This window comes from Flavimaricola marinus, assembly GCF_900184895.1.
GTDB lineage: Bacteria > Pseudomonadota > Alphaproteobacteria > Rhodobacterales > Rhodobacteraceae > Flavimaricola > Flavimaricola marinus.
The window spans coordinates 55,084-73,951 of sequence record NZ_FXZK01000004.1 but is presented as its reverse complement, the minus strand read 5'-3'; the positions used below and the strand labels follow the sequence as shown (position 1 = coordinate 73,951).

Here is an 18,868-nt window from a genome sequence, read left to right as displayed (position 1 = left end):
CCCTTGGTCGTTGGCCCCTTAGTCCGGCCGCCAGATCGGCGGCAAGCCCTGCATCAACTGGCCCATCGCAACCAGCTGCTGATCGCTCTCCCTCGGGCCGATGATCTGGGCAGCGCAAGGCAGCCCCCCGTCGCGCGCGGTCAGCGGCAGGGTCAGCGCCGGTGCGCCGGCGACGTTGGCGAGCGCTGTGAAGTCTGCCTGCCCTGCAGGGACGGGATCACCGTGGGCAAAGGCTCTTTGCGGGGCGGTGGGCAACACGATCCCGTCGAGGCCCTGAATCGCCGCCTCGAAGCCAACGGCGAGCTGCTGGAGCTGCTGGTAGGCGCGCGCGATCCGCCCCGGCTTGGCCCGCTTGCCATAGTCGAGCATCGCCCGGAACCCGTCCGACAGCCCCGTCCCGTCGAGCGCGTCGCCGAGTGCTTCGGCACATTCGACCTCGGAGACCAGAAGCCCGGCCCGACGCAATGCCCCCGGCGACCAACCGGCCACCTCGGTCGGCACCAGAACGGCGCCCGCATCAATGAGGCTGGCTTTGAAATCGTCAAAGGCATCGAGCACCACCGGCTCGCAGTCGGCCAGCGCCGCCGCGTCGGGGATGCCGAAGCGCATTCCGTCCAAGGTGCCGGGCAATGCTCCGTCGCCCTGCAACACCGCGCTCATCGGGTCGGCCGCGTCAGGCCCGCTCATCACGGCGAGCACTGCGCCCAATGTCGCCGGATCGCGGGCAAGCGGCCCGATGCTGTCGAGCGTCCATGACAGGTGCGTCAGCCCCGTCACCGGCACCCGGCCCCGCGTCGGCTTCAGCCCCCAGAGCCCGCAATAGGCCGCCGGGATCCGGACCGAGCCCATGGTGTCGGTGCCCAAGGTCCACGGCACCATTCCGGCCGCCACCGCCGCAGCGGACCCGCCGCTGGAGCCGCCGGGTGTGAAGCCGGGTCTGAGCGGGTTCATGCAGCGCCCCCAGAACGGGTTGTCGGTCGTGGCGCCCAGCGCCCCTTCGTGCATGTTCAGCGTGCCGATCAGCACCGCTCCGGCGGCCCTCAGTCGGGCGACGACGGTGGCATCGGCTGTGGCGGGCGCGTCGAAGGCCAACGTGCCGCTTTGGGTCGGCACGCCCGCGACGGCGATGTTGTCCTTGACCGCAAAGGGCATCCCGTCGAGCGGCCCGAGCGATTGCCCCGCCGCGTGCCGCGTGTCGCTGGCGCGGGCCTCGGCGCGGGCGCTGTCGCCCAGAACCGTGACGAAGGCTCGGATGTCGCCATCGACGGCGGCGATCCGCGTCAGAGCCGCTTCGGTCTGGTCGAGCGCGGCGGTTTCTGGCCGGGCCGTCACTCCACCACTCGGGTGATGAGCCGGATCGGCTTTTGCCGCTTTTCGATCTGGGTCAGTTCGGCCAGTTCACCGGGACCGGCCAGTTCGACGCCGATTTCCACGCCGAGCCGCTGTTTGAGCAGCGCCTTGTAGCCGGACACGTCGCGGTTCGTGTCGCCCATCGTTTCGATATGGACCGTCATCTCGTCGCGTCCGTCCTGCCGGGTGACGATACAGACGTAGTCGTTGAGCAACTCCGGGTCGCTTTCGGTCAGGATCACCCCCAGCCCGGTGGGGTAGATGTTGATCCCGCGCAGTTTGACCATGTTGTCGCTGCGCCCCTGAAAGCCGACGATCCGCCGCAAGGTGAATCCGCTGGGCGACGGGTCTGTCCGGAAGGCCGAGACGTCGTGAGTGTTGAACCGGATGATCGGGAAGACGTCGTCCTTGTAGAGGCAGGTCACGACCATATCGCCGCTTTCCCCGTCGGGGACCGTTGCACCGGTGTCGACGTCGAGGATTTCGAGGAACTGCGCGTCTTCCTGCACATACATGCCCGCGTGGTCCGGCCCCTCGCCGGCGATGGCTCCGGTATCTCCGACGCCATACCAGTCGTAGACCTCGGCCCCGCCCCAGGCCTTGGAGATCGCCTCGCGCGCCTCGGCCCCCATGTGCCCGGAGATCACCCGGATGTTGATGTCCCGCCCCGGCTCCAGCCCTTCCTTGCGGGCGACCCCGGCGAGATAGGTGATGTAATCCCCGAAGCCGATGATCGCCGTCACCCCGAAATCCTTCATCAGGTTGACCTGATTGGCCGAGCGCGTCTCGATCCCGGTGCCGGCGGTCAGCAGCTGCGCCCCCGTCCAATGCAGGATCGCCTCGCGGACATAGTGCCCGCCGTTGACCATCCCGTGTCCGTAGACCGAGTGCATCACGTCGTCGCGCCGGATCCCTTGCAGCGCGTAGAACCGCGCCAGAAGCAGGTTCTGGATCTCGCGGCTTCGCGGCCCGAAGAGCAGCGGTTGCGGCCGCCCGGTCGTTCCGCTTGTGGTCTGGAACACCAATGGCGGCCGGTCCTCGGGGGCGTAGGTGTCGAGCCCGTGGAAATCCCCGATCGGCGGATGCGCCTCGACGGAGGCCATCAGGTCCTCTTTGGAATAGGGCGGCAGCTTGCCGATGTCGTCGATGGACCGGATGTCGTCGGGCGTCACGCCCGCCGCCCCCCAATGCCGTTGGTAGAACGGGATTTTCCAGCCGAACGCCACCAGCTTGAGAAACCGATCGTTCTGCAGCGCCCGCAATTTGTCGCGCGGCATCTTGGCGATTTCGTCGACGAAGGTTTCCGGGCGGCCATAGTCGGCGATCATCGCCTCGTAGTTCATGGCATCGAAGTATGACGGTTGTGACATCAGTTATCCTTGGTCAAAGGCGTGGGCAGGTTTGCGAGCAGGGCCCGCAGCGTGAAAGCGCCGGTCTCGGGATCGAGAGCCGCGGGTTGCAGCGTCGTTCCGTCGACACCGGCGGCGGCGGCAAGCATCTGGAACTTGTCTTTGATCGCGTCGGCGGACATCGGATTTTCGCTGTCTCCCCAAGCATCGGGGATGTGGACGACCGTTTCGCCGCCGCCGGCCCTGACCCGAAGCCGGGCGCCGAAATGCGCGGGGTAGGCGGCGGTCATCGCGCTGTCTTCGGCCACCGTGCAAATCTCGCGGATCGCGGTGTATTTCGGAAGGCCGAGCGCCGGGGTTTCAAACCCTGCAAGCGTCGGCGGGCCGTCTGCCAGCGCCACCGCGACGGCATGTTGCAGGCTGAACCGCGCCGCCCCCGGATCGGTGGGTGTCGGTCGGTCGCAGAACAGGACGGCGTCGGCGTAGGTCTCGATGACGATACTCTCTGGCGTGCCGAGGTTCATCTTGGCGAAGGCCAGCGCCGCGTCGATCGCCGCGTGGGCGTGCCGGCAGGCGGGCCATGGCTTGAACGAGGTGTCGTGCAGCGCCCAAGGCCCTTTTTGAAGCAATGCCTCGGGGCTGCCGTTGGGTGCGAGCCCTGCGAAGAAGCCCTGCGCCCCTTCGAGGATCCGCAGCGGCCCGGCGATCCCCGCCTTGGCCGCCAGCGCCGCCTGAACGCCCCGCCGGGCGGCCTCTGCCACGTGCAGATGCTTGGTCGCCCCCGGTTCGTTGCGACATTCCCAGAGCCCGCCCGAGGTCGACAGCGCGTGCGCCATGGCCCATTGCGTCTGTTCGGTGTCCAGCGCCAGCATCCACGCCGCCGCCACGGCAGAGCCGAGCCCGCCGCAGGTGGAGGTGTTGTGAAACCGGGCGTAATGCCCTTGCCCTACGGATTTCCCCAACCGCACCATCGCCTCATAGCCGCGCAGAGCCGCTTCGGGCGCCCGGTCGGCCGTCTCGGCCGTAGCGCAGGCGACCACGGCCGGCCAGATCACCGGGCCGGGGTGCAGGATGGCGGTGCGGTGCACGTCGTCCATCTCCAGCAGGCTGCCAAAGCTGCCCAAGGCAAAGGCGTAGTCGGCCATGCCCCGCCCCATGGGCGAGAGCGGATGCCCGGTTGCCCCGCCTGCTCGCGCCATGGCCTGACCCGTGTCGGTAACGGCCCCGGCCAGTGCGCAGCCGAGCCAATCCAGCAGATGCAGCACGGCGGCGTCCTTGTCGTCTGCCGTGGGCGCCGACGCGATAGAGGCCAGCAGTTGGCCGGTCAGTGAGGCTGTTGTGGCGCGGTGCGCGGTCATGCGGATCGGTGTCCCGGATAATTTGTCCGGACATATTTGAACGGTTCTGATCCTTTGACAAGAGGAAACCCGGATTGCCGCCGCCCGGCAAGGCTGCCGCCCGTTTTTTGGGCACCCCGGCCGGGGCGCTCTCTTTCGTCCGGCCCTTTTACGACCGACCAAATACCGATAGACCGCGGGGCGACCGCGCTTGCGCGCACACCGCCACAGTTGGAAGCCTGTTTGCCATGTTTACAGCCACATTGATCGCTGCCCCGGATCGGGCCGACCTCAGCCAAACCATGATCGAAGCCCTTCGCAATGCCTGGGGCGGCGGCGATGCGGAATGGCTTGCGGGTGGTTTGGCGGCTGAATTCCCGCTGCCCGATTTGCAGCAGAATCAGTGGGAGGTCTGGGAGAGCCTTCAGGCCGAGGGCTTTGACCTCGTCGTCCAGCCGACCGACGCCCGCCGCAAGCGGATGCTGCTGGCCGACATGGACAGCACGATGATCCAACAGGAGTGCATCGACGAGCTGGCCGATGCGGCGGGTGTCGGACCGCGCGTCGCCGACATCACCGCCCGCGCGATGAACGGCGAGCTGGATTTCGAGGGCGCCTTGCTGGAACGCGTGGGCCTGCTGCGCGGGCTGGATGCCGCCGTGATCGACAACGTTCTGGCCGAGCGCATTACCCTGATGCCCGGTGGCCCGGTTCTGCTGGCTACGATGAAGGCAAACGGTGCCTATGCCGCGCTGGTATCGGGCGGCTTTACGGCCTTTACGACGGCGATTGCCGCCAAGCTCGGCTTTGACGAGCATCGCGCCAACACCCTGATCGTAGAGGACGGCAAGCTAACCGGCGATGTGACCCGCCCGATTCTGGGCCGTGAGGCCAAGGTCTCGGCGTTGGAGCAGATCACCGCCCGCCTCGGCCTGTCATCGGCGGACGTGATCGCGGTCGGTGACGGTGCCAACGATCTGGGGATGCTGGGTCTGGCGGGCACTGGCGTGGCGCTGCATGCCAAGCCGAGCGTGCAGGCCAAGTGCGGTGTCCGGGTCAACCACGGCGACCTGACCGCCCTGCTGTATGTGCAGGGCTATCGCGCCGAGCAGTTCGTGACGCCCTAGCCCGGGGGCCGGGTTCGGCGCCCTCAGCTGAGCGCCGCAGCAGGTCGAATGTCGCCGCAGTGGATATTTCTGCGGTTGCGGATCTGTGGCCGCGTCCATTCCCGCGCGGCGGGGCTGTCGGGCAGCACCCCGAGTTTGTCGAGCACCATCGCGATAGCCGCATCCGCGCCCCGATCAGCCCCGTCGGTGATCTTGATCGCCACCCCATACCCAAGCTGCGGCAGGATCGCGATATACATCCCGTCTGCACCGTCCTTGAGCGCGGCCCCGTTGCCCACCAGCCGCATGAGTTCTGTGGCGGAGCGTCCGTGTCCGTTCACAAGCTCTGGGAAGGCCGCCATCGCCTGCACCAAGGTGGTCGCGGCGGTGCTGCGGGTGTCGGAATGCTTGTGTGCATTGGCGAACATGGCCATCGCCCGCGCCAGCCCGTGCACCGTGGTGGCGTGATTGGGCGCGGAGCAGCCGTCGATGCCGTAGCCGGGGCTGTCCTCGCCCGTCACCTCTTCGAACGTCTGTTTGATCGCGACCTGAAGCGGGTGGCTGATGTCGTTATACTCTGGCCCGGCCTTGAGGTGCTTGGTCAGCGTCAGGAAACCCGCGTGTTTGCCCGAGCAGACGTTATGCGCCTGACAGGGCGTCCCGCCGGCGCGGATCAGCGCGTCTCGCGCCTCTGTTTCGCGGGGCATCTGCGGGCCGCACCGCAGATCGTCGTCCGTCAGCCCCAGATCGCCGAGCCATGCGTTGACCCTGTCGGTGTGGTAATCCGCCGCGATATGGCTGGCCGTGGTCAGCGCCAGTTGGTCCTGCCGCAGCCCCATCGCCGCCGCCGCGCCGCTTTCCAGAAGCGGCAGCGCCTGCACCATCTTGCACGAGGACCGGGGGTAGATCACCGCCGAGGGATCGCCCAGCGCCCAGACCACGTCGCCCGCCGCGTCGCAGACCACCACATGCCCCCGATGCACGCATTCGACCCGCCCGCCGCGGGTGACTTCGACAAGTTCGACATCTGAGGACATGGAAACTCTCCCTTGTGAGTGCTTTGGCGGCAATCCGCGCAGAGTTGTGACCATTCGGGGGTTTCCCAGCGGCCCGGTTTCTTGTTATGGAAATGGCTATCGTGTTGAACCCGTGCCTTCCAGCCGAAAGATGCCACTGAAGAATGCGCACACTGGACGGGACGATCAGAGGCAAGGACAGTTTGGAGTCTTCTCGATGAAATTTCTTTCGCAGATCTGCGCAGTCGCCGCATTGAGCCTTTTGGCGACGGGCGTGACGGCGCAGGACGAAGCTACCAACCGCGTCGCCGCGTCGACCGACTGGAGTGTCTTTGAGGAAACCGACCCCGTCGAGTGCTTTGGCGTGTCGGCCCCCAAGGAGCAGTTGAACACCCGTAACGGGCAGCCTGTGCAGGTGAACCGCGGCGAGACGCTGTTGTTCGTGTTCTATCGCCCCGGACAGGGCGTAAACGGTCAGGTGACCTTTACCGGCGGCTATCCCTTTGCCGGTGGCTCGACCGTGACGCTCGATATTGGCGGCACCGAGTATCAGCTGTTTTCCGAGGGCGAATGGGCCTGGCCCGCCACCCCCGAGGACGACGCCCGCATCGTGGCCGCGATGAAGCGCGGTTCGACCGCGATCATCACCGGTGTGTCGGGCCGTGGCACCACCACCCGCGACACGTTCTCGCTGCTCGGCTTTACCGCCGCGGTGGAAGAGGCGCAGCGCCGTTGTAACTGAGGATTGTTCCGGCCCGTCCGGTCGGATTGAGTTTATTTGCCAAGATGAAGGGATCGGTTTCGCTTGGGAATCGGTCCTTTTGCCTGTATGGCACCGGCTTGTTCCAAAGAGGTTTGCCATGACGGACGCCACCGCCCCGATCACGCAGGACGTGATGACCTTTCCCCGCAAGGCCCCTGACGGTCCCCCCAATCTGGTGGGCATGACCCGTGATGCCATGCGCGCCGCCTTGATCGAGGCGGGCACGCCGGAAAAGCAGGCCAAGATGCGCGTCGGCCAGATTTGGCAATGGATCTATCATTGGGGCGTCCGCGATTTCGCGGATATGACCAACCTTGCCAAGGATTATCGCGCCATGTTGGCCGAGCGCTTTGTCGTCGCTCTGCCGGAGGTGGTGACCAAGCAGGTGAGCGGAGACGGCACTCGCAAATACCTCGTCCGCATCGCGGGCGGTCACGAGGTGGAGGTGGTCTATATCCCCGAAACTGATCGTGGCACTTTGTGCATTTCGTCTCAGGTCGGCTGCACCCTGACCTGTTCGTTTTGCCATACTGGCACCCAGAAGCTGGTCCGCAACCTCACCGCTGCCGAGGTGATCGGCCAAGTGATGCTTGCTCGTGACGATCTGGGCGAGTGGCCCGTGCCCGGTGCGCCGAAGGACGAGACCCGCCTGCTGTCCAACATCGTTCTGATGGGCATGGGCGAGCCGCTCTACAATTTCGAGAACGTCCGTGATGCGATGAAAATTGCAATGGACCCCGAGGGCCTGAGCCTGTCGCGCCGCCGTATCACCCTGAGCACGTCCGGCATCGTTCCTGAAATCGCCCGCACCGCCGAGGAGATCGGCTGTATGCTCGCCATTTCGTTTCACGCCACCACCGACGAGGTGCGTGACAAGCTGGTGCCGATCAACAAGAAGTGGCCCATCGCCGATCTGCTTGACGCTCTGCGCGAGTATCCCAAGGTCAGCAATTCCGAGCGCATCACCTTTGAATACGTGATGCTCGACGGGGTCAACGACAGTGACGAGGACGCCCGCCGCCTCATCAAGCTGATCGACGGCATCCCTGCCAAGATCAACCTGATCCCATTCAACGAATGGCCCGGCGCCCCTTACAAGCGGTCGAGCAACAACCGCATCCGCGCCTTTGCCGACATCATCTATAAGGCCGGTTACGCCAGCCCGATCCGCACCCCCCGTGGTGAGGACATCATGGCCGCGTGCGGCCAGCTCAAGAGCGCCACAGAGCGCGCCCGCAAGAGCCGGGCCGAAATCGCCGCAGAAGCCGGTTTGTGAAGGGAACGCACCAGTGAAGATCAAGCTCAACAAGTTGGAATTTGACGTTCTGGGCGTGCCGGGACCTCTTCGCAATGCTCTTTTGACCGACCCCACCATCATGCAGGGCGTCTGGCGCCGCGTCTGGGAATGGGATCACGTGGCTCAAGAAGGCAAGCTCCTGACCCAGGTGACCGAGAAGAAGGCGCTGCCCCTGCCCAATGGCTTGAGCTTTTTCGTGCCCAAGAAGACGGCCGATGGATCGTATGCCGTCAATCAGGGCCCGTCCAAGCTGATGGCGAAACGCTTTGTCGAGCAGGTCGGCGGCAAGTCGGTGGCCGATGTTCTGGGTGCGCTGCAAAAGATCATGGGTGTGCCTATGCGCACGATCCCCTATGACCAATTTGCCCCGCTGAACCCTATCTCCTCTTATGCGATCCGGATGCATACCGAATTCAACGTCGTTCAGTTGAAAGAGGCGAGCCGCAATCTGAGCGGCTATCTGTTTATCCCCGGTCAGGTGGTCTTTGTGGCCGAGGTCAAGGACAAGGGCGACGAGGCCGCGTTTGACGCGATGCTGGCCGAGAACCCCAAGCTCGCCCAAGCCCAGAATGCCCAGATCGTGCCCGCACAGGGCAAGGCCAACCAGAACGCCCGGATGATCGCGCTGGCCCAGCGGATTGGCGAATTGCGTCCGCTGGTCGAGGCGGCCACCGAAGGCGGCAAGCCGCTCGAGGACACCAACCTGCGCAACGCCTTTGGCCGCACGGTCAGCGAATGGCGCGCGATTGCCCCCAAGGAGCAGCCGACGGCGAAGGCCTGAGCCCCGCCCGTCATTGCTAAGGCTGCGCCGCTGCACATCGGGATGAACCCTTATGCAGCGGCGCTTAATCCCGTCAGTGATCGTTAGGCCAGCAGCGCCTGCGCCTGCTCCGGGCTGAGTGCTGCGGGCTGGGCGCAGGTGGTGCTGAGCTCGACAAACCGCTTCTCGGCCCCGGCCCGCAGGATCGAGGTCATCACGTCGACCGCATGGACCGCGAGGTCGATGCTGCACCGATGCTCGCGCCCTTCGTCGATGGCTGTCGCCATGTCGGCCAGACCGGCGGCCCGGTAGTTGGCCCGTCCGTTGCCGCTGTTGTCCGTCTGGTTGACCTTGCCGAAGGGATGATCGACCGGAGCCACCTCTGTGATCGGCCCGTCTTTTTCCGACATCTCGACGGTCCCGCCAAAGAAATTGGGATCGGGCACGAAGAGGCTGCCTTTGGTGCCATAAAGCTCCATGTTGGCGTGCCGGTGTTTCCAGACATCCCAGCTGGCCCCCAGAGTAACGGTCGCCCCATTGGCGAATTCGAGCAGGGCGTGGATGTTGGTCGGCGTGTTCACCGGCACGGTTTCGCCGTTCCGCGGACCGTTCGAAATCGTCCGCTCGGGGAAGGTGGCCGTGGCGAGCGAAGCCACCGATTTCACCGGACCGATCAGTTGGATCAGGTTGGTGACGTAATACGGCCCGATGTCGAGGATCGGTCCGGCGCCGGGCTGGTAGAAGAAATCGGGATTGGGGTGCCAATGCTCCATCCCGTGTCCCATCACGTGGCAGGTGCCGCCGATGATCTTGCCGACGCTGTCGTTCTCGATCGTTGCCCGCGCCAGTTGGTGCGCGCCGCCGAGGAACGTATCGGGCGCCGAGCCGATCCGAAGCCCCTTGGCCGCGCCCAGATCGCGCAGGTCCTTGCCTTCGTCGAGGGTCAGCACCAGCGGCTTTTCCGAATAGGCGTGTTTGCCGGCCTCGAGGATCTTCCGCGTGACTTCGTAGTGCACGGCGGGGATCGTCAGGTTGACGATCACGTCCACATCCCCCGCCTTGAGCAGATCGTCCACCGTATCGGCCCGCACGCCGAACTTTTCCGCCTGTGCATTTGCAGTGGCCATGTTGATATCGGCCACTGCGACCAGCCGCAGCGATTTGAACATCGGGGCCAGTTGCAGATAGGCCGTTGAGATATTGCCGCACCCGATGATGCCGACGCCGAGTTGTGCCATTGTTGAAGCCCCCCTTAGAAAGTTTTCATCGTTGCCAGCGACCGCGCGGCAAAGCGGGCGTGATCGCTGGGATTGTCGTGTTCGGCCACGTAGTGCGTGACGTTCGCGGCCTTGAGCGCCTTGTTGATCGCCGTCCAATCCAGCGTTCCGTGTCCGACATCGGCCCAGCCGTCTTCGTCGGTGCATTCGCCTGCGGGCGCGATGTCCTTGACGTGCACCGAGGTGATCTTGCCCGCGTATTTCTTGATCCAGTCGACCGCGCTTTGGCCGCCCTTTTCGACCCATGCCAGATCGAGCTCCAGCATCACGTCGTCACCGCCCTGGGCGATCAGGTCGAGCGGACGGTCTGCGCCGCCGAGATCGGCCAGTTCGAAATCGTGGTTGTGCCAGCCAAAGATCACGCCGGCGTCGTTGAACGGCTTGCCCGCCTCGGCGAGCCGCTTGCCGAATGCCGCCCAGCCTGCGGCGTCCGTTGGCCGATCGGCCGGCATCAGGTGCGGCACGTAGACCCGGCTGACCCCAAGTGTCTTGACCACTTCGAGCGCCTTGGCGGTGTCGTTTTCGACCATGTCGAGCCCGAAATGCCCGGAGGTCATTTTCATGCTGGTTCCGTCCAGAGCGTTCTTGAGCCGCGCCAGATCGCCATAGAGCCCGCCGTAGCCTTCACATTCGGTGAAGCCGGTTTGCGCCAGCATCGCGAGGGTGTCTTCGATCTCGGGGAAGTTGCGCGAGCAGTAGAGCTGGTAGGAAAGCGTTGGCATGGGTCTGTCCTTTGAAACGTCAGTTGTAGGTGGCGCTGTGCAGATCGCGCAGCGTGAAGGTCGGCGGGGCCTGCGGATCGGCCGGTGTGAAGCGCAGCACCTTTGGTTGCCCCGGCAAGAGCCCGAAGGCGTTGTCGCTGAACCGCCCTGCCACGTCGGCCTCTGCACTGACGAACAGCGCCAGCGCGGAGGATTGCAGCGTCAGGATCCAGTCATCCCCGTCTTGTGTGATCTCGCTTTCGATCCCGGCCGGTTGCAGATCGTAGGTCTTGAAGGGCCGGGGCGCGTGGATGTCTTGCCCGCCCTGCCCGGTGGAATCGGTCCAGGAGAAGGCCAGCATTTCGTCGTCGCCGATCTTGTCGGCGCCGATGTGCAACGCGGCAATCGCGCTCTGCCCGACCTGCACCGTCGCCTCGCCCAAGGGCCGGGTCTGACCCGACATGTTCACGGCCTGAGCCGAGACCGTGACGCTGACCGGCTCTCGCCCGTCGTTCACCGCCCGCAGCGTCAGCCCGATGTCGGTCGGCACCGCGGTGACGATCACCGGGGCGTAGAACCGTTTGGCCATGTGGTGCATCAGCTTCCAGCCGCCGCCATAGTCCAGCGAAGACCACGAGCAGACCGGCCATGTGTCGTTGAGCTGCCAGATCAGCGTGCCCATGCAGCGCGGCTTGCAGGCCCGCCAATGGGTGACGGCCGTCTGGATGGCCAAGCCCTGCTGCACTTGGCTGAGGTAGACGAAATCCTCGAACTTCGCAGGCCAGCGGAAATAGCGGAACATCGTCTCCGCGATACGGGCATTGCCGCCGTCGTTCTTTTGGTGGCTCTCCAGCACCGGGGCCGCGATGTTGAAATCCGCAGGATCCGCGAATTGCCGGATCACGTTCATCGACGGATAGCTCTGAAACCCGAATTCGGAGCAGAACCGGGGCGCCACGTCCCGGTAGTGATCGAAATCACGGCCCTCGTGCCAGACCGACCAGAAGTGCATGTCGCCCGAGCCGTCGTCGTGCCATGCGTCGCCAAAGCTCATCGGCCCCGGCGTGGGCGAGGACGGCCACCAGATCGCGGTGGGATCAGTGTCGCGCAGTGCCGCTTCGATGCACCGGTTGAGTCGGTCGTAGTTCACGAGGTAGCGGTCACGGTCGTTGCGCGTGACGTCATACCATGTCAGCGCCCCGACCAGTTCGTTGTCGCCGCACCAGACCGCCAGACAGGCGTGATGATGCAGCCGGGCGGTGTTTTCACGAACCTCGGCGTCCACTTCAGACAGGAAGTCCGGCGTCGAGGGATAGATGTTGCAGGCGAACATGAAGTCTTGCCAGATCAGCAGCCCCATTTCGTCGCACATGTCGTAGAACCAATCGGGCTCGTAGCGTCCGCCGCCCCAGATCCGGATCATGTTCATGTTCGCGTCGACGGCGGATTGCAGCAGATCGCGGGTGCTTTCCTTGTCGATCCGCCCCGGCAGAGCGTCCGCGGGGATCCAGTTGGCGCCCCGGCAGAACACGTCGAACCCGTTGACCCGGAAGGTGAAGCCAAGCCCGATGTCGTCAGGCTCTGTCACCAGTTCCATCTTGCGCAGACCGATCTGCCGCGTCGCGGTGGCCCCGCCGCAGCTGACCGTTAGCGTGTGCAGCGGTTGCTCGCCCAGTCCGACCGGCCACCAGAGCGCCGGGTCCTGCACCGTCAGGCTGGCAAAGCCCTTGCCGCCGCGCACCCGCATCGAGACGGACTGCCCGGCAAAGTCGAACGTCGCGTCCTGACCGTCGCAGCCGGTCAGATTTGCGGTGACGTTGATCTGCGCCCAGCCGTCGCCGTGAATTTGCTCGATGGCCAGAGTGTCGATCCGGGGGCTGCCCTGTGCCTCGATCCGCAGATCGCCCAATACCCCCATAGGGGCGAGCGCGATGTTCCAATCCCAGCCATAGTCACAGGCCGGTTTGCGCAGCAGGTTGCCGTTCGGGATCGGGCAATTGGCCGAGTTTGGCACGGGGAACGGCTGTTCCGCCTGCAGCTTTGCCGCGGCCTCCGGCGTCGCGTGGAAGGTGATCTCGATCGTGTTTCGCCCCGGTTTGGCCGCTGCCGAGAGGTCTGCCCGGTAGCTGCGAAACGCGTTGGCGGTTTCCAGCACCACCTGCCCGTTGAGCCGCACCGTGCAGAGCGTGTCCAGCCCGGAGGCGACCAGATCGACGGCACTCTCGGCAAGCTCGAACTCGCGGCTGATCGTCCAATCCCGTTCGCAGATCCAGCGCAGGTCGTATTCGTTGCGCCCCCAATAGGGATCGGGGATCAGCGCCGCGTCATGCAGGGCGCTGATCACGTCGCCGGGCACCGCCATGGCGCAGGCGAAGTCACCTGCTCCATCGAGCTGCCACGGCCCCGCAAGTGTGAGGGGCAATGAAGTGAGTGTCACAATCGGTTCTCGGTTTTGGTGTCAAAGAGGGATGCCCGCGAGGGGTCGATCCCGATGGTCAGCCGTTCCTTGGCGGAGACTCTTGCAGAGCCGTCCATCCGGATCCGGAAGGGTTTGCCGGCCAGATGCGCCCAGACCAGCGTGTCGGACCCCATGGGTTCGACGATATCGACGTCGACCTCGACCTTGACCGGAGCGCCGCTGACGAGCTCGCCTGTGATGACGTGCTCGGGCCGGATCCCGATAGTGGCACCGCGGTCGGCGGTTTTGGGCGCGACGTATTCGTAGCCCGTCATCGGCAGCGACAATTCGCCCTTGGAGAAGACGCCGTTGCTATACTGGCCTTCGATGAAGTTCATCGACGGGCTGCCGATGAAGTCGGCAACATAGATGTTCTGTGGCCTGTTGTAGATCTCGTCTGGCGTGCCGAGTTGCATGATGTTGCCGCCCTTCATGATCGCGATCCTGTCGGCCAGCGTCATCGCCTCGACCTGATCGTGGGTCACGTAGATCATGGTGTTCTCGAGCTGGTTGTGCAGCCGCTTGAGTTCGACCCGGAGGTCGGCTCGCAGTTTGGCGTCGAGGTTGGAGAGCGGTTCGTCGAAGAGGAACACGTCCACGTCGCGCACGAGCGCCCGCCCGATGGCGACCCGCTGCCGCTGCCCGCCGGACAGAGCGCCCGGCTTGCGGTCGAGCAGCGCCTCGATCTGCAGCACTTCGGCGGCGCGGGCGACCCGCTTGTCGATCTCGGCCTTTGGCACCTTGGCGTTCTTGAGCCCGAAGGACAGGTTCCCTTTCACGGTCATCTGCGGGTAGAGCGCGTAGGACTGGAACACCATCCCGATCCCCCGCTCGGACGGTTCTGCCCAGGTGACGTTCTTGCCCTTGATCCAGATCTGCCCGTCTGTCGGCTCTAGCAGGCCCGCGATGCAGTTGAGCAGGGTCGACTTGCCGCAGCCGGACGAGCCGAGCAGCACCAGAAATTCGCCCTCGTGGATGTCGAGGTTGAGGTTCTTGAGCACTTTGACCGCGCCGAATTGGAGATCGAGCGATTTGATTTGTACGGAATGAGACATTGATCAGCCCTTGACTGCGCCGGCGGCGATGCCGCGGACAAAGAGTTTGCCAGAGGCAAAGTAGATGACGAGAGGCACAAGCCCGGTGAGCAGGGTCGCCGCCATGTTGACGTTGTATTCCTTGACCCCCTGCACCGAGTTGACGATGTTGTTCAGCTGCACCGTCATCGGATACCGGTCTGGCGACGAGATGTAGGTCACCCCGAACAGGAAGTCGTTCCAGATGCCTGTCACCTGAATGATCATCGACACAACGAAGATCGGCAGCGACATCGGCATGACGATCTTGACGAAGATCGCCCAGAAACCGGCCCCGTCGACCCTTGCGGCCTTGAACAATTCCTCGGGGATCGAGGCGAAGTAGTTGCGGAACAGCAGCGTGTTGATCGGCATCCCGAAGGCGAGGTGCACCAGCACCAGCCCCGACAGCGAGCCGTAGAGACCGGCTTCGCGCAGCAGGATCACGATGGGATAGAGCATCACCTGATAGGGGATGAAGGCCCCGATCATCAGCATCGAGAAGAACACCTCGGAGCCTTTGAATTTCCACATCGACAGGACGTAGCCCGTCACCGACGCCACCGAGATCGAGATGACGACCGAGGGGATCAGAATCCGCACCGAGTTCCAGAAACCCCGCGAAAGCCCGTCGCAATTGATCCCGGTGCAGGCCTCGGCCCATGCCTTGACCCACGGCTGGAACGTCACCTCCATCGGCGGCGCAAAGATGTTGCCCATGCGGATTTCGGGCATTCCCTTGAGCGAGGTCACGATCATCACGTAGAGCGGCAGGGCGTAGTAGATCGCGACGACGAACAATGTGCCGTAGACGATGATGTTGTTGCGGCTGAGCGCCTTTTTCGGCTTGGCCCCGCGTGGCCCCGACATGGCGTCTGTCATGGTGTTATCCACGCTTCTTGCCTCCGAATTCGAGGTAGGCCCACGGGATGAGGATGATCCCCACCATCAGGAGCATCATGGTCGAGGCGGCAAAGCCCTGACCCAGATTCTGTCCGCCGAACATGGCGGTCATCACATATTTCGCTGGCACTTCGGAGCTGATCCCCGGGCCGCCGGAGGTTTGCGCCACGACGAGGTCGTAGAGTTTCACGATCCCGGACCCAATGAGCACCAGCGAGGTCACGAACACCGGCCGCATCATCGGGATAATGATCCGAACATAGGTTTTGACGGTGCCGATCCCATCGACGCGGGCGGCTTTCCAGATGTCTTCGTCGATCCCGCGCAGACCGGCGAGCATGATACACATAATCAGCCCCGTCCCCTGCCAGAGCCCCGCGATCAGCAGCCCGAACATGACGATGTCGGGGTTGTTCAGCGGGTCGAAGGTGAACGACGTCCAGCCCCATTCGCGGACCACATTTTGCAGCCCCAGCTCAGGGTTGAGAATCCACTGCCAAACAAGCCCGGTAACGATGAAGGACAGCGCGAAAGGATAGAGAAAGATCGTCCGAAACGCCCCTTCGCCGCGGATTTTGCGATCCAGCAACGCGGCCAGCGTGAAGCCGATGACCAGCGTGCCGATCAGCGAAAAGAATCCGTAGATCCCGAGGTTCTCGATCGAAACCATCCATTTGCGGCTGCTCCACAGCCGCTCGTATTGATCGAGCCCGACGAAATTCGTGTTCGGCAGAAGCCCGGATTTCGTGAAGGAGTAGAAGATCGTCCAACAGGTGCCACCAAGGAACACGACCATCGCCACGAAGATCATCGGGATCGCGGCGATTTTGGAATTCAAGTTCTTGAATAATCGGTTTGGCCTGCGCGCTCCCGCCGCCAATTGCCTATCGGTGCTGCCTGTATCGGCGATCGCCATGCTATCCCTCCCCGGACTGGCTTTCGCGCCCCTCAAACTGAGCGCAGTGGACAAACCGGGCCCCGCGAGGGGGCCCGGCGTCGAGACTCTTCGCTATGACAGCCTATTCGGCGTCGGCGATGATGTCAGCATATTGCTGCTGCACTTCGGCAGGCGTCATCGACGGCGTGCTCCAGAACTCTGTCATCAGGTCGTTGAGCTGGGTGACGGTGTCTGGCGCCAGCAGCTGGGTGCCGGCGGGCACCATGGCGCCGGAAGCCAACAGGTCGAGACCCTTCTGGGTGCACTCGTTCACGGTGGTCAGGTCAACGTCGGGACGCACGGGCAGCGAGCCCTTGGCCGAGTTGAACGACACCTGAACGGCAGGCGACAGGAGAAGTGCGGCCAGCTCTTTCTGGGCGGCCTCGATTTCCGGATCGCCGGTCACGGGGAAGAAGAACGCGTCTCCGCCGGTGTCGAGCAGGGCCACTTCACCCAGACCCGGCAGGCAGGAGTAGTCTGTGCCGGCCACTTCGCCAGCCAGTGCGAATTCGCCCTGCGCCCAGTCACCCATGATCTGCGCACCTGCGGTGTCGTCGATCACGGCAGCGGTTGCCTGGTTCCAGTCTTGCACGTTCAGACCGTCGGAGAGGCTGCGCGCCGCGCCGAAGGCTTCGAACACGCGGGTGTACTCCGGGCCCATGACGACTTCGGCGTTCTTGTCCTGGTTGACGGCGAGCCATGCTTCCTGACCGGCAAGAGCCAGAGCCATCACACCGAAAGCGCCGTTCTGCTGCCAGGACTGACCGCCCATTGCGAGCGGAACGACACCGGCTTCGCGCAGAGCATCGGCGCTGGCGGCGAATTCGGTCCAAGTGGTCGGCACGTCGAGGCCGGCATTCTCATAGGCCGCGTTGGAGAGCCACATCCACTGCCACGAGTGGATGTTGACCGGCACGCAGAACACGCGCCCGTCGTAGGTGCAGCTGTCGAGCAGGGAGGATGGGGTGATGATGTCGGCCCAGCCTTCGGCTTCGGACACGTCGGTGATGTCGAGAATCAGGCCGGCTTCGACCAGTTCCTCGGCCTGACGTCCGTGGTTGAACTGGAACGCGGCGGGCGGATCGCCACCGATGATCCGGCTGACCATGATCGGCCGCGCCGTATCGCCACCGCCGGCGATTGCGCCGTCGACCCAGACGTTTCCGGTTGCATTCCAGGCATCTGCGAACTTGGAAACGGCGTTGGCTTCACCGCCGGATGTCCACCAATGCATGACCTCAAGATCGGTCGCGTGAGCGCCGCTGGCCGCCACGATTGCAGTCGCTGCAAGCAGCTTGGTTGTGAGTTTCACGATTTTCTCCTCCCTGGTTCTAAATCGTTGTAGAAATTTCTATATCGATTTAGTTTTGTCTGGCAAGATGATTTTTTGTGGTTATGCTTGATCCTGTGCTTGACGGTACTAAGAGCGGCCGGATGCCCGGAAAATCAGCGGCCACGGCCATGTTTGATGCCGTCACATGCAGAAGGGGGGCGTGGCCTTGGCCATTGGTTCAGAAAAGAAGGGCGGAGAACGGGTGACTCCCAAACCGACTCTGAAAACCATCTCGCAGTTAAGTGGGCTGGCCGTTCCGACAGTGAGTCGCGCCCTGAACGACGCCCCCGATATCGGCAGCAAGACGAAGGCCCTGGTCCGCCAGATCGCGAACGAGATCGGCTATGTTCCGAATCGCGCCGGCGTCCGCCTGCGCACCGGCCGCACGAATGTGATCAGCCTCGTGCTGTCGACCGAGCACGAAATGATGAACCACACCGCCAAGCTGATTACCGCATTGGCCGGGGGCCTGAACGACACGCCGTTCCACATGATCATGACCCCCTATTTCCCGCACGAAGACCCGATGAAGCCGATTCGCTATATCGTGGAGACCGGTTCTGCGGACGCGGTCGTCTTTAACCAGATCCGCCCGGCGGATCCGCGTGTGAAATACCTGATGGACCGCGGATTTCCCTTTGCCACTCACGGCCGCTGCAAGTGGTCGGACAAACACGCGTGGTTTGACTATGACAACGAGAGCTACGCCCGATTCGCCGTGCAGGAATTGCACCGCCGTGGCCGCAAGCGGCTGATCCTGATCGCCCCGCCCCAAGACCAGAATTACAGCATCGAGATGATCCGTGGCGCGACCGAGGCGGCACGCGAATGCGGCATCCATCTGGAGGTGGCCAAGGACGTGACGAGCGACGGGCTGGTGACCGAGGTTCGCAGCAAGGTTGCCGCCATCGTCGCCGCCGACCCCACCATCGACGGTTTGATCACCGCCTCGGCCAACGCCACCATGGCGGCCGTGGCAGGGATGGAGTCCGAGGGCTTCGACGTCGGTTTGGATATCGACGTCGTGGCCAAGGAGGCCATTGCCTTTCTGACCTATTTCCGCAGCAAGATCATCGTGCTCAACGAGGATATCACTCTGGCCGGATCGTTTCTGGCCAAGGCCGCCATTCAAGCGATCCGCGCTCCCGACGATCCGCCGATGCAGATGCTGCAAGTTCCTGAGCCCTTTCCACGGTGACCGCCGGACA

At 64.0% G+C, this 18,868-nt stretch carries 16 protein-coding genes; 5 read left to right on the top strand and 11 right to left on the bottom strand.

Translation table 11 applies throughout. The annotated features are described in order from the left end of the window. Positions 1-18 precede the first annotated feature (18 nt). From LOM8899_RS11395 to LOM8899_RS11385, 3 genes are read right to left on the bottom strand one after another with little or no spacing between them, the layout of a single operon-like run. Positions 19-1,332, bottom strand: coding sequence for an amidase (locus LOM8899_RS11395; protein WP_093992356.1), 1,314 nt, complete (start codon positions 1,330-1,332; stop codon positions 19-21). Then, positions 1,329-2,720 carry a phenylacetate--CoA ligase family protein gene (locus LOM8899_RS11390; RefSeq protein ID WP_093992355.1) on the bottom strand — a complete coding sequence of 464 codons (1,392 nt, stop codon included), beginning with the start codon at positions 2,718-2,720 and terminating at the stop codon, positions 1,329-1,331. Before LOM8899_RS11390 ends, LOM8899_RS11395 begins: the two co-directional genes overlap by 4 nt. Continuing rightward, positions 2,720-4,057, bottom strand: coding sequence for an MmgE/PrpD family protein (locus tag LOM8899_RS11385; protein WP_093992354.1), 1,338 nt, complete (start codon positions 4,055-4,057; stop codon positions 2,720-2,722). Before LOM8899_RS11385 ends, LOM8899_RS11390 begins: the two co-directional genes overlap by 1 nt. A 227-nt stretch (positions 4,058-4,284) precedes the next feature. Between LOM8899_RS11385 and serB the strand changes: the two genes are divergently transcribed. Next, positions 4,285-5,163 (top strand): phosphoserine phosphatase SerB, encoded by an 879-nt coding sequence (gene serB / locus LOM8899_RS11380; RefSeq protein ID WP_093992657.1) that lies wholly within the window; start codon positions 4,285-4,287, stop codon positions 5,161-5,163. A 23-nt stretch (positions 5,164-5,186) separates the two neighbouring features. Here serB and LOM8899_RS11375 read toward each other — a convergent pair whose 3' ends face one another. Continuing rightward, on the bottom strand, positions 5,187-6,179 hold the full coding sequence (locus LOM8899_RS11375; protein WP_093992353.1) for an asparaginase: 993 nt from the start codon (positions 6,177-6,179) through the stop codon (positions 5,187-5,189). Positions 6,180-6,375: 196 nt separating this feature from the next. Here LOM8899_RS11375 and LOM8899_RS11370 point away from each other — a divergent pair, with 196 nt between their 5' ends. From LOM8899_RS11370 to LOM8899_RS11360, 3 genes are all read left to right on the top strand, one after another. Continuing rightward, the gene (locus LOM8899_RS11370) at positions 6,376-6,900 is read left to right on the top strand and encodes an invasion associated locus B family protein (protein WP_093992352.1); all 525 of its coding nucleotides are present in this window, start codon (positions 6,376-6,378) and stop codon (positions 6,898-6,900) included. A gap of 118 nt (positions 6,901-7,018) precedes the next feature. Then, positions 7,019-8,197, top strand: a complete 1,179-nt coding sequence (gene rlmN, locus LOM8899_RS11365) for a dual-specificity RNA methyltransferase RlmN (protein ID WP_093992351.1) — start codon at positions 7,019-7,021, stop codon at positions 8,195-8,197. A gap of 13 nt (positions 8,198-8,210) precedes the next feature. Next, positions 8,211-8,999, top strand: coding sequence for a hypothetical protein (locus tag LOM8899_RS11360; protein WP_093992350.1), 789 nt, complete (start codon positions 8,211-8,213; stop codon positions 8,997-8,999). A gap of 83 nt (positions 9,000-9,082) precedes the next feature. On the opposite strand, the gene LOM8899_RS11355 is transcribed toward LOM8899_RS11360, so the two are convergent. From LOM8899_RS11355 to LOM8899_RS11325, 7 genes are all read right to left on the bottom strand, one after another. After that, on the bottom strand, positions 9,083-10,216 hold the full coding sequence (locus LOM8899_RS11355; RefSeq protein ID WP_093992349.1) for a Gfo/Idh/MocA family protein: 1,134 nt from the start codon (positions 10,214-10,216) through the stop codon (positions 9,083-9,085). 14 nt (positions 10,217-10,230) lie between these two features. Next, on the bottom strand, positions 10,231-10,977 hold the full coding sequence (locus LOM8899_RS11350) for a sugar phosphate isomerase/epimerase family protein (protein WP_093992348.1): 747 nt from the start codon (positions 10,975-10,977) through the stop codon (positions 10,231-10,233). A 19-nt stretch (positions 10,978-10,996) separates the two neighbouring features. Then, on the bottom strand, positions 10,997-13,393 hold the full coding sequence (locus LOM8899_RS11345) for a glycosyl hydrolase 2 galactose-binding domain-containing protein (RefSeq protein ID WP_245820511.1): 2,397 nt from the start codon (positions 13,391-13,393) through the stop codon (positions 10,997-10,999). Beyond that, a complete protein-coding gene (locus tag LOM8899_RS11340; RefSeq protein ID WP_093992347.1) occupies positions 13,390-14,469 on the bottom strand; it encodes an ABC transporter ATP-binding protein in 1,080 nt (359 codons plus the stop codon). Before LOM8899_RS11340 ends, LOM8899_RS11345 begins: the two co-directional genes overlap by 4 nt. 3 nt (positions 14,470-14,472) lie before the next feature. After that, positions 14,473-15,369: a carbohydrate ABC transporter permease gene (locus LOM8899_RS11335; RefSeq protein ID WP_093992346.1), complete on the bottom strand. Its 897-nt coding sequence runs from the start codon at positions 15,367-15,369 to the stop codon at positions 14,473-14,475. Positions 15,370-15,373: 4 nt separating this feature from the next. Continuing rightward, a complete protein-coding gene (locus LOM8899_RS11330; protein WP_093992345.1) occupies positions 15,374-16,306 on the bottom strand; it encodes a carbohydrate ABC transporter permease in 933 nt (310 codons plus the stop codon). A 103-nt stretch (positions 16,307-16,409) separates the two neighbouring features. Continuing rightward, a complete protein-coding gene (locus LOM8899_RS11325; protein ID WP_245820510.1) occupies positions 16,410-17,639 on the bottom strand; it encodes an ABC transporter substrate-binding protein in 1,230 nt (409 codons plus the stop codon). A gap of 223 nt (positions 17,640-17,862) precedes the next feature. On the opposite strand from LOM8899_RS11325, the gene LOM8899_RS11320 reads away from it, so the two are divergent. Then, positions 17,863-18,858, top strand: coding sequence for a LacI family transcriptional regulator (locus LOM8899_RS11320; RefSeq protein WP_245820509.1), 996 nt, complete (start codon positions 17,863-17,865; stop codon positions 18,856-18,858). The last annotated feature ends 10 nt before the right edge of the window (positions 18,859-18,868 follow it).

Excerpts from the sequence above, each read along its gene's own strand:
- rlmN (WP_093992351.1), top strand. The coding sequence starts at position 7,019 with ATGACGGACGCCACCGCCCCGATCACGCAGGACGTGATGACCTTTCCC.
- LOM8899_RS11350 (WP_093992348.1), bottom strand. The coding sequence starts at position 10,977 with ATGCCAACGCTTTCCTACCAGCTCTACTGCTCGCGCAACTTCCCCGAG.
- LOM8899_RS11385 (WP_093992354.1), bottom strand. The coding sequence starts at position 4,057 with ATGACCGCGCACCGCGCCACAACAGCCTCACTGACCGGCCAACTGCTG.
- LOM8899_RS11375 (WP_093992353.1), bottom strand. The coding sequence starts at position 6,179 with ATGTCCTCAGATGTCGAACTTGTCGAAGTCACCCGCGGCGGGCGGGTC.
- LOM8899_RS11330 (WP_093992345.1), bottom strand. The coding sequence starts at position 16,306 with ATGGCGATCGCCGATACAGGCAGCACCGATAGGCAATTGGCGGCGGGA.
- LOM8899_RS11390 (WP_093992355.1), bottom strand. The coding sequence starts at position 2,720 with ATGTCACAACCGTCATACTTCGATGCCATGAACTACGAGGCGATGATC.
- serB (WP_093992657.1), top strand. The coding sequence starts at position 4,285 with ATGTTTACAGCCACATTGATCGCTGCCCCGGATCGGGCCGACCTCAGC.
- LOM8899_RS11370 (WP_093992352.1), top strand. The coding sequence starts at position 6,376 with ATGAAATTTCTTTCGCAGATCTGCGCAGTCGCCGCATTGAGCCTTTTG.
- LOM8899_RS11355 (WP_093992349.1), bottom strand. The coding sequence starts at position 10,216 with ATGGCACAACTCGGCGTCGGCATCATCGGGTGCGGCAATATCTCAACG.
- LOM8899_RS11335 (WP_093992346.1), bottom strand. The coding sequence starts at position 15,369 with ATGACAGACGCCATGTCGGGGCCACGCGGGGCCAAGCCGAAAAAGGCG.
- LOM8899_RS11340 (WP_093992347.1), bottom strand. The coding sequence starts at position 14,469 with ATGTCTCATTCCGTACAAATCAAATCGCTCGATCTCCAATTCGGCGCG.